Source organism: Prauserella oleivorans, from assembly GCF_042685745.1.
GTDB classification, from domain to species: domain Bacteria; phylum Actinomycetota; class Actinomycetes; order Mycobacteriales; family Pseudonocardiaceae; genus Prauserella_A; species Prauserella_A oleivorans.
Genome location: NZ_JBHUNT010000001.1, coordinates 2,233,905 through 2,247,082 on the forward strand (window position 1 = coordinate 2,233,905; position 13,178 = coordinate 2,247,082).

Annotated in this window: 9 protein-coding genes; 6 read left to right on the plus strand and 3 right to left on the minus strand. The window is 71.0% G+C overall.

What is annotated here, in order from left to right; translation table 11 throughout:
* Positions 1-24: 24 nt before the first annotated feature.
* The 4 genes from manA (at position 25) to ACFSZT_RS11100 (ending at position 4,860) form a co-directional block, all read left to right on the plus strand.
* Positions 25-1,260, plus strand: a complete 1,236-nt coding sequence (gene manA, locus ACFSZT_RS11085; RefSeq protein WP_377384350.1) for a mannose-6-phosphate isomerase, class I — start codon at positions 25-27, stop codon at positions 1,258-1,260.
* A gap of 79 nt (positions 1,261-1,339) precedes the next feature.
* Positions 1,340-2,254, plus strand: a complete 915-nt coding sequence (locus ACFSZT_RS11090; RefSeq protein ID WP_377384352.1) for a cation diffusion facilitator family transporter — start codon at positions 1,340-1,342, stop codon at positions 2,252-2,254.
* Between the two features lie 86 nt (positions 2,255-2,340).
* Positions 2,341-3,855, plus strand: coding sequence for an amino acid permease (locus ACFSZT_RS11095; RefSeq protein ID WP_377384354.1), 1,515 nt, complete (start codon positions 2,341-2,343; stop codon positions 3,853-3,855).
* A 252-nt stretch (positions 3,856-4,107) separates the two neighbouring features.
* Positions 4,108-4,860 (plus strand): hypothetical protein, encoded by a 753-nt coding sequence (locus ACFSZT_RS11100; protein WP_377384356.1) that lies wholly within the window; start codon positions 4,108-4,110, stop codon positions 4,858-4,860.
* Positions 4,861-4,864: 4 nt separating this feature from the next.
* Here ACFSZT_RS11100 and ACFSZT_RS11105 read toward each other — a convergent pair whose 3' ends face one another.
* Entirely contained in the window at positions 4,865-7,177 is a 2,313-nt protein-coding gene (locus tag ACFSZT_RS11105) for a hypothetical protein (protein ID WP_377384358.1), read from the minus strand.
* Positions 7,178-7,292: 115 nt separating this feature from the next.
* Here ACFSZT_RS11105 and ACFSZT_RS11110 point away from each other — a divergent pair, with 115 nt between their 5' ends.
* Positions 7,293-8,825 carry an adenosylhomocysteinase gene (locus tag ACFSZT_RS11110; RefSeq protein WP_377384360.1) on the plus strand — a complete coding sequence of 511 codons (1,533 nt, stop codon included), beginning with the start codon at positions 7,293-7,295 and terminating at the stop codon, positions 8,823-8,825.
* Between the two features lie 539 nt (positions 8,826-9,364).
* Here ACFSZT_RS11110 and ACFSZT_RS11115 read toward each other — a convergent pair.
* Entirely contained in the window at positions 9,365-10,351 is a 987-nt protein-coding gene (locus ACFSZT_RS11115) for an HNH endonuclease (RefSeq protein ID WP_377478236.1), read from the minus strand.
* A 574-nt stretch (positions 10,352-10,925) separates the two neighbouring features.
* Between ACFSZT_RS11115 and ACFSZT_RS11120 the strand changes: the two genes are divergently transcribed.
* The gene (locus ACFSZT_RS11120) at positions 10,926-11,570 is read left to right on the plus strand and encodes a dTMP kinase (protein ID WP_377384449.1); all 645 of its coding nucleotides are present in this window, start codon (positions 10,926-10,928) and stop codon (positions 11,568-11,570) included.
* A 217-nt stretch (positions 11,571-11,787) separates the two neighbouring features.
* Here ACFSZT_RS11120 and ACFSZT_RS11125 read toward each other — a convergent pair whose 3' ends face one another.
* On the minus strand, positions 11,788-13,164 hold the full coding sequence (locus tag ACFSZT_RS11125) for an FAD-binding oxidoreductase (protein WP_377384451.1): 1,377 nt from the start codon (positions 13,162-13,164) through the stop codon (positions 11,788-11,790).
* Between the last annotated feature and the right edge of the window lie 14 nt (positions 13,165-13,178).

Consider the following 13,178-nt stretch of genomic DNA (forward strand, 5'->3'; position numbering starts at 1 on the left):
CGACGCGGCCGGCGAGGAGTGGAGTTGACCGTGGAACTGCTGCGCAACGCCGTACGGCCATATGCGTGGGGGTCCCGAACCACGATCCCGGAACTGCTGGGGCGCCCGGTTCCCTCGCCGCATCCGGAAGCCGAACTCTGGATGGGGGCGCATCCCGGCGATCCGTCACACGTGGTGCGCCCGGACGGCAGTGAACAGAGCCTGCTGGAGGTCGTCGACGCCGACCCGGTGGGCCAGCTCGGGTCGCGGTGCGCCGACCGCTGGGGTGGCCGGCTGCCGTTCCTGTTGAAAATCCTGGCGGCCGAGGAGCCACTGTCGATGCAGGCGCACCCGTCGGCGGAGCAGGCCGCGGAGGGCTACGCCCGCGAAGAGGCGGCGGGCATCCCGCGGGACGCGGCCAACCGCAACTATCCGGACCCCACCGCGAAGCCCGAGCTGGTGTGCGCGCTCACCGAGTTCCACGCCCTCGCCGGGTTCCGCGACCCGCACCGCACGCTGAAGCTGCTGCGGGCCATCGACACGCCGGGGCTCACCAAGTACACCGAGCTGCTGGCCGCCCAGCCCGGTCCGGACGGGCTGCGCGCGCTGTTCACCACGTGGATCACGCTCCCGCAGTCGGCGCTCGACGAGCTGCTGCCGGAGGTGCTCGACGCCTGCGTGCGGCACGTCAAGGACAAGGGCGAGTTCGACACCGAGTGCCGCACGGTGCTGGGCCTCGGTGAGGCCCATCCGCGGGACGCGGGCGTGCTCGCGGCGCTGCTGCTCAACCGGCTGACCCTGCACGCGGGCGAGGCGATCTACCTGCCCGCGGGCAACCTGCACCTGTACCTGCACGGCACCGCCGTGGAGATCCTCGCCAACTCGGACAACATCCTCCGCTGTGGGCTCACGCCGAAGCACGTGGACGTTCCCGAGCTGCTGCGCGTGGTCGACTTCGCGTGCGGCGACATGCCGGTGCTGCGGGGCGAGCCCCTCGGCCGGATGGCCGTCTACCGCACCGAGACGCCCGAGTTCGAGCTCTCCCGGGTCGAATGGCCCGCCGAAGACCGCGGCGAGGTGGAGATCATGGGCATCGGCCCCGAGATCCTCCTGTGTACCGCAGGCGAGCTGCTGCTCGACTGCGACGACGGCACCAAGATCGAGCTGCGGCGTGGCGAGTCCGTCTGGCTGCCCGCCTCGGACCCCGCCGTGCGGGTTCGCCCGGTCGGGCTCGAGGCCGCGCAGCTGTTCCGGGCGACCGCGGGTACCTGCCTGAACTGACCGCCCGGGCCGTGACACGGCGTGACCCGCGGCACTCTAAGCTGCACGCGGTCACGAAGCCGAGTCCAGGGAGTCAAGGGTGGCAGCAAGCGGCGGTACGAAAGCGATTCTCGCGGCGCTCGGCGCGAACGCGGGAATCGCCGTCGCCAAGTTCGTCGGCTTTCTCATCACCGGGTCGTCGTCGATGCTCGCCGAGTCGGTGCACTCGGTCGCGGACACGTCCAACCAGGGCCTGTTGCTGCTCGGCCAGAAGACGGCTCAGCGCAAGGCCACGAAGGAGCACCCGTTCGGCTACGGGCGCGACCGCTACTTCTACTCGTTCATCGTCGCCCTCATCCTGTTCACCCTCGGCGCGGTGTTCGCGATCTACGAGGGCATCCACAAGATCCAGCACCCCGAGGAGCTGACCTCGCCCTTGGTGGCGGTGGTGATCCTCGTGGTCGCGATCGCGCTGGAGACCTACAGCTTCGGTACCGCCATCACGGAGTCGAAGAAGGTCAAGGGTCGCAAGACGTGGTGGGCCTTCATCCGCCAGTCCAAGAGCCCGGAGCTGCCGGTGGTGCTGCTCGAGGACGCGGGCGCGCTGTTCGGCCTCATCTTCGCGCTGATCGGTGTCGGGCTCGCCGTGCTGACCGGCGACCCGGTGTGGGACGGCGTGGGCACGATCATGATCGGTGTCCTGCTCGGCGTCATCGCGATCACGCTCATCATCGAGATGAAGAGCCTGCTGATCGGTGAGGGCTCCGGCGAGGAGGAGCTGAAGACGATCGTCGGCCAGCTCACGATGGGCGACATCGAGCGCGTCATCCACATCCGCACGCAGTACATCGGGCCGGAGGAGCTGCTGGTGGCGGCCAAGCTCGCCATGCGGCGGGGGATGCCGATCGACGAGGTCGCGCGCGCCATCGACGAGGCCGAACGCAGGGTGCGGGAAAGCGTGCCGACGGCCCGCTTGATCTACCTCGAGCCGGATCTGGACCGCACGCGCGTCTGAGAAGGGCACCACACCCTGCCGCGGCACGAACGGCAGGCTATGGTTGCCGACCGGTTCTGTTAACCGGGTGCGTCGAGGAGGGCATCGTGGCCGGTACCGGTATCTGGCGGACGAAATCCGTCGAACGATCGATCGCGGACACCGACGAGCCGGATACGCGGCTGCGCCGGAATCTGAGCGCGTGGGATCTGACCGTCTTCGGCGTCACCGTGATGGTCGGTGCCGGCATCTTCACGCTGACCGCGCGCACGGCCGGTGACCTGGCCGGGCCGTCCGTGTCGGTGGCGTTCGTGCTCGCCGGTGTGGCGTGTGCGCTCGCGGCGCTGTGCTACGCGGAGTTCGCCTCGACCGTGCCCGTCGCGGGGAGCGCGTACACGTTCTCCTACGCCACGTTCGGCGAGTTCATCGCGTGGATCATCGGCTGGGACCTCGTCCTGGAGTTCTCCGTGGCCGCGGCGGCGGTCGCGAAGGGCTGGTCGGTGTATCTGGAAGAGCTGCTGGTGTCGGTGTTCGGTGAGAGCGTCGCCACGACGCTCGACCTGGGCGGCGTCAGCTTCGACTGGGGTTCGTTGCTGCTGGTGGTCGTGCTGGCAGTGCTGCTCACCCTGGGCACCAAGCTCTCCGCGCGCGTCAGCATCGTGATCACGACGATCAAGGTGCTGATCATCCTGTTCGTCATCGTGCTGGGCATCGCCTACATCAACCCGGACAACTACACGCCGTTCGTGCCGCCTGCCGCCGAGGGCGAGGCCGCGGGCGGCGGTGTCGAGCAGTCGCTGTTCTCGGTGCTGGCGGGCGGCTCGGGCAGTGTCTACGGCGCGTTCGGCCTGCTGGCCGGTGCGTCGCTGGTGTTCTTCGCGTTCATCGGCTTCGACATCGTGGCCACCACCGCGGAGGAGACGCGCAACCCGCAGCGTAACGTGCCGCGCGGCATCCTCGGCTCGCTCGCGATCGTGACCGTGCTCTACGTGGCCACCTCGCTCGTGGTCGCCGGCATGGTGCCCTACACGGACCTGGCGACCGATGCCGAGCCTGCAGGACGCAAGACGCTGGCGACGGCGTTCGCCAACAATGGCGTCGACTGGGCGGCGCACATCGTGTCGATCGGTGCCGTCGTCGGTCTGATCACCGTGGTGATGGTGCTGCTGCTCGGCCAGCAGCGGGTGCTGTTCGCCATGTCGCGGGACGGCCTGCTGCCGCGCGCGCTCGCCAAGACCGGTTCCCGGGGCACGCCGGTGCGCGTGAACGTTCTCGTCGGCATCGTCGTCGCCGTCGCGGCCACCTTCTTCGACGCGAGCCAGCTGGAGGAAATGGTCAACGTCGGCACGCTGTTCGCGTTCGTGCTCGTGTCGGCGGGCGTGATGGTGCTGCGCCGGAAGCGGCCGGACCTGCCGCGCGGGTTCCGGGTGCCGTTCGTGCCGCTGATCCCGATCCTGGCGATCGCCGTGTGCCTGTGGCTGATGCTCAACCTCACGGTGCTCACCTGGCTGCGCTTCCTGGTGTGGATGGCGCTCGGGGTGGTCATCTACTTCGCCTACAGCAGGCGAAACTCGCTGCTCGGCCGGGAGCAGAAGGAGGCCCCGGCCGCGACGACGGACTGACCGGCCCTCCGAAACAGACACCGAACCGGCGCCCGCGGGACCACCACCGTGGGCGCCGGTTCTGTGTTTGGCCAGTGTTGCGATATGGACGCGGTTCCGCGTTGCTTGATCACCGAATCGCCTCGATGTGATCACTCGTGTGACGGAAGACCTCCGTCGTCACTCGGACGGGGGTAGCTTGCCTGCGGCCCGGTGCCGCACGGCGGATCGGGCCTCCCCGAGCTTTCCCCCCGACTCGCCTGGAGTGACCACATGCCCTCGATGCCGCGTGCCCGCCTGCGCACGTTCCTCGTCGCCGCCGTGACCGGAGGCCTGCTCGCCGGCCCCGTCGCCGTCGCCGCTGCCACCGGCGCCGGGGAGGACCCGCGCGCCGAGATCCACGTGGGCAACGTGACGACGTGCGCGGACGCGGGCCTCGACGGCGTGCAGCTCAAGGGCGACACCGACTTCGACTACGCACTGAGCGACCAGCAGAAGCACCTGGCGATCACCTCGGTGACCGAGGGCGTCACGGTGACCGGCATCGTCGTCAAGGGCGGGCCGGATGCCAACATCTACGTTCCCGGTGAGCGTGGGCTGCCCGAGCAGCCGGTGTGGAAGAAGTTGCGCTCCCCGCTCAACGGGGGCGGCCAGATCCCGACGATCAGCCACTGGTTCGTCTGCGGGGAGGTGACCCCGCCGACCACCACGGAGCCGACCACGACCACCACCGAGCCGTCCGAGCCCACCATCAGCACCCCGCCGCAGCCCACTACGACGACGACCGTGCCCGCGGCGTCGACGACCGGGGAGTCCAGCACGACGCCGGTGACCACGACGTCGAGCGAGGCCGGCGGGGCCGTGGCCACGACGACCACCGAGGCGCCCGTCTCGCCTGCCGGCGAGTCCGACGACCTGGCCTCCACCGGGTTCGGCGGTGGCTGGCTGCTGGTGGCGGGCGTCGCGCTGCTCGCCGGTGGTGGTGCGCTGGTGCTGCTCGCACGGGCACGCCGCGGTCAGGCCTGACGCGTCAGTTCGCGCAGCGGGGCTTGCCGAGGATGTCGCCGAACAGCGGCACCTGCTCGGCGAGCCCCGCCGACAGGTCCGGGCCCTCGAGCCCGGCGGCCATCGCGACGGCGCGGTCCCACTCGGGATCGCCCACGTAGTCGGCATGCCGCCGCACACCCGCCGTCCAGCGCCTGCCGTTGAGCGGTTCGCGCATCGGATCGGGCAGCCAGTGGTCGCCGCCCAGCACGAGCACGCCGGTGGGGCCCTGCACGGCCGGTTCGAGGGCGCCGACACCGCCGTCGGGCAGGTAGCCGACGCCGAGGAGCTTGCCGTGCGCGACCTGGTGCCGCCAGGTCGTGGCCCCGCCGCCGAAGGTGTCCGTGCCCCGGCAGAGTCCGCGCCACCGACCGCCGAGCAGGCCGTAGAGGCGGGCGAGGGAGTGGTGCGGGAACACGGCGGGGAAGGCGCGCTGGTAACCCCACTGCAGCGGTGCGCCCGCGGTGAGGACGCCGACGCGTTCCCGGTCTTCCTCGGGCAGGTCGGCGGCGAGCCGGGCCGCCGCGAGCACGGCGAGCAGGCCGCCGACGTGGTAGCCGGCCAGCACGACGCGGGTGTTGGGCTCCTCGAGGTGCGTGCGTGCCCGCTGCGCGAGCTCCGGCACCACCTTCAGCGCGTACGACGGCGGCACGGCCGGGTGCGCCGCTCTCGGCCAGAAGCACACGAGGTCGGTGAACGCGCCCAGGTGGCGGCTGCGTTCCGGGCCGGTGGCCGCTGTGTACACGGCTCGGAGCAGCGCCGCGGCGAGGGCGCCGAGCGCCACCACACCCACTCCGGAGAGCGGGTTCAGCCAGTCCGGCACCGAGCCGAGGCCGAACCGGACGGTCAGCAGCGCGGCCGTGCCCAGCCCGAGTGCGACGACGAGCGCGAGCACGAACCGATGCAGGTACTTGCGCTCCCAGGCGGCCCGGGCCCACGCCGCGGCGGCCACCTGCTCGTCGTCGGGCCGGGTCTCCATGAGGCGCACGACCTCCGGAACGCCGCGGCGTACCCGGCGCAGCGCGGCTCCGCAGGCACCGGCCACGGCCAGCAGTGCGGCCACGGCGAGGGCGCCGCCCCACAGCATCGTGATGAGCGTGTAGCCCTCCGGCAGCCGGAGTCGCCCGGTGCCGACGAGCCTGCGCAGCGCCACCGCCAGCCCCGCGCCGAAGCCACCGCCGAGCAGGCCCGCGAGCGCGAGCGCGGGCGCCGCCGCCCAGCCGCCCGCCCACGGCCGGAGCCGCCGGGGCAGGCTCGCCCACTCCGATCTGGCGAGCAGTGCGGCGGGCACGAGCAGCAGTCCGAACAGCACACACGCGGCCAGCAGGAAGGCGCCGATGACCTCGACGGTGCCGTCGGTGCCCGCCAGCGTGGCGGGCAGCGGCGCCGCCACCATGGCGGCGGCCACGGCCAGCCCGGCGGCGAGCGTGACCAGCACGCTCCGCACGACATGCGGGACCAGCCGGCGCGCACCGGCCGCCGCGGCCAGGAGGGTGGCGCCCAGCAGCGTGACCGTGGCGATCCACAGCCCGGCCTCCACCGGCTGCTCCGGGATGCCGATCGGGCCACCGAGCAGCAACAACGCCACCACCCCGAGCGCGGCCACCGTGTGCAGGCAGCGCAGCACCGGGGTGTCGGCACCGTCGACGAGCTCGTCACCCGGCAGCGTGCCGTCGGCCTGCGAAGGGTGCTCCGGGGCGTCGACGTGCCACGTCGCCCGGGACACGCGGTACAGGACCAGCACGGTGAGCAGCAGCGGGAGCACGCCGACCGTCATGCGGATGCCCGGGACGTCGCGCACCCACGACGGCGCCGAGGGCAGGCATGCGGCGCCCGGGGCGAGGCACTGGGCGGCGAAAAGGTCGAGGGTCACCACAGCGAGCTGGCTGATCAGCAGCATCGTCAGCAGCACGGCCGCGATCCGCAGCAAACCCCGGCACACCGCGCCGAGGGCGGCGGCGACCTGGTTGCCCGGCGGCACCGGCGGCAGCATCCAATGCGCCACGTTGGCCAGCGAGAACGGGAACAGCAGCGCCCAGGTGGCTTTCGCGGCGCCGCCCGAGGTCATCCGGCTCCACAGGTAGCCCTCCAGCGTGCGCGGCATCGACCTGCCGAGCGCCTGCAGCACCGGCCCCGGGGCGGGTCTGCGCAGCCGATCGGACGGCCGGACGATCCTGCCGACGCCGTCGCCTGCCACGTCGACCGTGCCGACGGAGTCGAGCAACGACTCGCCGCTCGTCCCGATGAGGCCCGGGACGCGCAGCTCGACGACCCGGGTGTCTGGGCCGGGGAGGGGCACTTGGACGCCTCCTAGCTGGACTTCGGGCGGATGATGGACGGAAGAGACCACGGTAATGGGCAGACGTCGGCCCGGCCGGTTGGCGGCCCAGCGAGTCCGAAGGGTTGTGGAGAACATGTCCCCTGAAAGCGTTGGTTCGCGGCACCAGACCCTGGGTGGCGTCGAGTTCGCGGTGGCGGACCTGGGGCTGGCGGAGTTCGGTCGCAACGAGATCCGGCTGGCCGAGCACGAGATGCCCGGGCTCATGGCGTTGCGGCGGGAGTACGCCGGGGTGTACCCGCTGCGCGGAGCCCGGGTGTCGGGCTCGCTGCACATGACGGTCCAGACGGCTGTGCTGATCGAGACGCTGGTGGCTCTCGGCGCGGAGGTCCGGTGGGCGTCGTGCAACATCTTCTCCACCCAGGACCACGCGGCCGCGGCCGTCGTGGTGGGCCCGTACGGGACGCCGGAGGAGCCGAAGGGTGTGCCCGTGTTCGCGTGGAAGGGGGAGACGCTCGAGGACTACTGGTGGTGCACCGAGCGGATGCTCACCTGGGACGGTGAGGGTCCGAACATGATCCTCGACGACGGTGGCGACGCGACGCTGATGGTCCACAAGGGTGTCGAGTACGAGAAGGCCGGCGTGGTGCCGCCCGCCGACGACAACGACCCCGACGAGTGGAAGGTCTTCCTGGAGCGGATGCGCCGGTCGCTGGCTGCCGACTCCGGGAAGTGGACCAAGATCGGCGGCGGCGTCGTCGGCGTCACCGAGGAGACGACCACCGGCGTGCTGCGCCTCTATCAGCTCGCCGCACAGGGGCAGCTGTTGTTTCCGGCCATCAACGTCAACGACTCGGTCACCAAGTCCAAATTTGACAATCGCTACGGAATCCGGCATTCCCTGATCGACGGCCTCAACCGCGGCACCGACGTGTTGATCGGCGGCAAGGTCGCCGTCGTGTGCGGTTACGGCGACGTGGGCAAGGGCGCGGCCGAGGCGTTGCGGGGGCAAGGCGCGCGCGTCGTGGTGACCGAGATCGACCCGATCTGCGCGCTGCAGGCGGCCATGGACGGGTACCCGGTGAAGCGGCTCGAGTCCGTGCTGTCCGAAGCGGACATCGTCATCACGACGACCGGCAACAAGGACGTGGTGACGGTCGAGCACATGGCCCGGATGAAGCACCAGGCGATCCTGGGCAACATCGGCCACTTCGACAACGAGCTCGACATGGCGGGGCTCGCGCGGTACCCGGGCATCACGCGAATCAACATCAAGCCGCAGGTCGACGAGTGGATCTTTCCCGCCGACGGTCCGGGGGACGGCTCCGGCTCGCGCGAGGATGGTGCCCGGGGTGAAGGTTCGCGGGGGCACTCGATCATCGTGCTGAGCGAGGGCAGGTTGCTCAATCTCGGTAACGCCACCGGGCACCCCTCGTTCGTGATGTCGACCAGCTTCTCCAACCAGGTGATCGCGCAGATCGAGTTGTTCACCAAGCACGAGGAGTACGACAACGAGGTCTACCGGCTGCCGAAGAAGCTGGACGAGAAGGTGGCGCGGATTCACGTCGAGGCGCTCGGCGGTGAGCTGACCCCGCTGACCAAGGAGCAGGCCGAGTACATCGACGTCGACGTCGAGGGCCCGTTCAAGTCCGAGCACTATCGGTATTGAGGGTGTTTTGGCCGGGGGCTGCTGCGGGGAGGCGCGCGCCGGGGACGTGTGCTCGTGAGGGCGTGCTCGGGTGATGTGTCCTCGTGAGGCCATGTGCCCGCGAATGCGCGCTCCGGTGAGGTCCAGCGGGTGAGGTCCGGCGACACCGGACGCTCCTGAGGTCGTGCGCAGGCTGAGGTCGTGCGTGCTTTGCGCTACGGAGGGGCTGCGACCGGCGAGGTGCGCCGTGCCATGTTCTTGCGCCGCCGCGCGGTTGGCGGGTGGCTGGTGGCGCGGCCACAGGTTTCCGCTCGCCGCGACACCCGTGCCCTATGCGACCGGGCACGCTCGACCAGGCCGCAACGGGCGCATCGTGGTGCGTGTCGCATGCGAGCAGCGCCCGCATCTCCTCCAGGTAGGTCTCGACGCCCAACTTGCCCATGGGGTCGACGAGCACCTCGCGCGTGTCGTCGGGCGGTGCCTGTTGGGCGCTGCGTCCTTCGGCGCACGCCTCGGTTGGCGCGCTGATTAGGCGTGGTTCCGGCCAGCCGTGTTCGGCGTCAGGGCGTCGGGTAGGTGTGGCCGGTGGGGGTGGTGATGTGGAGTTGGCCGGTGTCGGTGAGGTGGAAGTGCCAGCGGGGGGTGTGTTTGGTGCGGTGGTGGCGTCGGCAGAGGCCGATGAGGTTGGCGGTGTTGGTGTCGCCGGAACGCTGGCGGGGGATGACGTGGTCGAGGTCGGTGTCGTGGGCGGGTCGGTGGCAGGTGGGGAACCGGCATTCCCGGTCGCGGACCTTCACGTGGTCGGCGGTGACGGCGGGCGGCCGGTAGCGGGTGCGGCCGACATCGACAGGCGCCCCGGTGTGGGGGTCGGTGATGATCCGTCGCCAGGTGGAGTTGGGGTCGAAGGCGATGGCCCGCGCGATCGGTGCTGGGAGGGGTCCATGGCCGGCGAGGTCGGCGGGATCGTTGGAGAGCCCGGTCAACGTTGTGAAGTCGATGTGCACGAAGACCTCCGCCCGCACCGATGCCTCGCCGGACGGCCCGCTGAGCAGGAGATCGGCGAACACGTCCGCCCGCAACTGATCCATCGTCCGCTCATCACCCGCCTTTCGCAGCGCGCGGGCACACCGATCGATCCGGGCATACGCGGCGGAGGCGACCTCGGCGGGCAGCTCGGCGGTCAACGTGGCCATCGCGTCGTCGGCGTGTCGCAGCTCGACCCGGCGTTCCCGCCGCCGTGCCTCCGCCCGCGCCGCGGCACCCTCCGGATCGATCTTGTGCACGGTCCGGTTCACCATCCGCCGAATCGACGAAGCATCCCGCCCGGCCAACCGATCCGCCACCGCCGCATCGACCTCGCGGGCCATGTCATCGGACAACACCGAGGTCGGCTCCGACACTTTCGAGGCTTTGTACAAATCAATGTCACCCCGGGACAACGCACCCAACGTTTCCGGAAGCCGGGTCACCAAATCCCGCGCCAACCCTATTTTGATCCGGGCCGCATTCTCCGAAATCGCCAATGCCAGCGCCACTTCCGACGCCACATCCGCAGCATCGTCCCGCGCCGCCGAATACTCGCCAAAGCCCGCACCTGCAACGCCTGCAGCCGAGCAATCTCCCGCTCCAGCTCGACCAGGCACTCGATAGAACTTTCCCCCATACCAACGATTCTACCGCGAAATACCGAATCATATGGGTGAGCCGCAAACAACGGAACGTGACCACGAAACCCGTTCCGTGGGGAACTGCCGCTAGCAAACAGCCAATGAGAGGTGATGTGTGGAGCGGCAGTTTCCCACGGCGCGCCGAAGGCGTGCTTGAAACCCACCCACCAACGCGACTCCGGCAACCACCACAACGGCACCCCGCCCGACGCAAACGGCGCACACGACGCGAACGGCGCACACGGTGACGGGAACGACAGACACGACGACGCGAACGGCCGACACGGCGACGCGGACGGCAGACACGGCGACGCGAACGGCGCACACGGTGACGGAAACGGCAGACACGGCTACCGGAGCCGCGCACACGGCGACGTCGACCGCAGACGCGGCCTCGCCGCCATGCGTCCGCGTGTGCGCAGGTGCCCGCGGCCGTGCGGTTAGGGTGAGTCGCGTGGGTCGTTTGGTGGTCATCGAGGGCCTTGACGGCGCGGGCAAGCGGACGCTGACCGACGCGCTGACGAAGGCACTGCACGACGCGGGCGCGAGCGTGGCGGCGCTGGGGTTCCCGAGGTACGGCGAGAGCATCCACGCCGACCTCGTGCGGGAGGCGCTCCACGGCGAGCACGGTGATCTCGGCCAATCCGTGTACGGCATGGCGTTGCTGTACGCGCTCGACCGGCGCGACGCCGCGGGTCACATCCGCACCGAGTTGGGCACGCACGACGTGGTGCTGCTCGATCGCTACGTCGCGTCCAATGCCGCCTACCAGGCGGCCCGGCTCCACCAGGGCGCCGACAGCGCGGTGGTGGAGTGGGTGCGCGCGCTGGAGATCGACCGGTTCGGCCTGCCGGTGCCCGATGCGCAGGTGCTGTTGCGCGTCGCGCCGGACCTCGCCGCGGCCCGGGCCCAGAGCCGGGCGCGGTCCGACGCCGCCCGTCGCATGGACGCCTTCGAGTCCGACGACGGGCTGCAGGCGCGCTGCGCCGCCGTGTACGACGAGCTGGCCGCGGCCGGCTGGCTTTCGCCGTGGCACGTCGTGGACGGCGCCGACCACGTCGACGCCGGAGCACTCGCGACGCGGCTGCTCGGCTCCTGAGCCGGGTTCCTGGCGGACACCCAACCCGAGCGCTGGCCGTCCCACCCCAGCCCCTGCCGATCGCCCGGCTTCCTCGCCGGATCCCGCCCCGAACGTCGGTCGGTCGTCCCGTCGATCCCCGCCCGCTCGGCGCACCAAGCTTCCGGCCACGAGGTCGGCTTCCGCCCGACCTCTCGGCCACTCGCCAGCCCGCCCTGCGAGAGCTCTGCCCGAGCCTCTACCCGACCTCCTCGCCGATGGGATGGTTCGGCAGGAACATGCGATCCGGGTCGTACCGGTCGCGCAGCGCGGTGAGCCTGTGGTAGTCCTCAGGCCGGTACGCCGAGCGCACCCCGTCCTCGTCGAGCGCGCCGAAGCTGAAGTTGAGCATCCGGCCGATGGCGTGCCGGGCGAACGGCGCGATCGCGTCGGCGTGGACCGCGCGTACCCTGTCCTCGGCCGCCGAGCCCGCCGAACCCGCCGAACCGTCCCCGACGGGTGACAGCACGGACACGGCGTAGGCGGCGTCGCGGTGCCCGATGGCGTTGGCGTGCCGGGGTTGTCTGGCGAACGCACCACCGAGGTGGCGCAACCCCGCCACGCACATGACCGGAGCCGAGGGGCCGGCCAGCTTGACGAGCGACTCGAGAGCCTGCGGGTCGAGTGTGCGGAGCAGCCGCCCGTCGGAGCGGTAGGCGTGTGGTGTGTCCGGTTCGTCGAACACCGACCCCGACTCGGTGAAGGGCAGCAGGCGCAGCGTGTCGCGGAGGACGGGACCGAGCTCGCGCAGCGGTCGCACGAGACGTTCACCGGCGTCGGCGGGTCCGGCATAGCAGACCTGGACCTGCGCGACGTGCCTGCCGCGCAATGCCTTCGGCACCATCGGCAGGTCCGGGAACGGCAACATCGACACGGCCGAGGTGAGCTCGTCCGGCACCGTCGCCGTCCAGCGGCGCCAGGCGTCGGGCACCTCCGGGACCCGCGCGAGGTCGAAGTAGAGGCTACCGCCGTAGACGTGGCTCACCGGCACCAGCTCGATCTCCATCGCGGTCACGACGCCGAAGTTGCCGCCGCCACCGCGCAGCGCCCAGAACAGGTCGGGCTCGTGCTCCGGCGTCACCCGCAGTGACCGGCCGTCTGCGGTCACCAGGTCGAGGCGGTGCACGTGGTCGGCGGCGAAGCCGTAGCGCCGGCCGAGCAGGCCGACGCCGCCGCCCAGCGTGTAGGGCACGGCGCCGACGCCCGGCGCGCTGCCGGACAGCGGGGCCAGCCCGTGCTCGGCGGCGGCGTCGATGACGTGCTGCCACGTCGCGCCCGCCTCGACACGCGCGGTCCGGCTGCGCGGGTCGACTCGCACGCCCGCCATCCGCCGTGTGCTGATCAGCACGCCGCCGGTGAGCGGACGGTTCACGCCGTGCCCGCCCGCCTGCACGGCGACGCGCTCGCCCCGCGCGGCCGCGAACGTGACGGCGGCGCGCACGTCCTCGGCCGATGCCGCGGCGACCACCAGGGCGGGCCGGTGGTTCACCAGGCGTTGGTAGCCGGTGCGTTCGTCGTCGTAGGCCGGTTCTCCGGGACGGTGGATCGGTCCTGTGGTGTGTGGTTGAGCGGTCATGGACGCAAACCGTA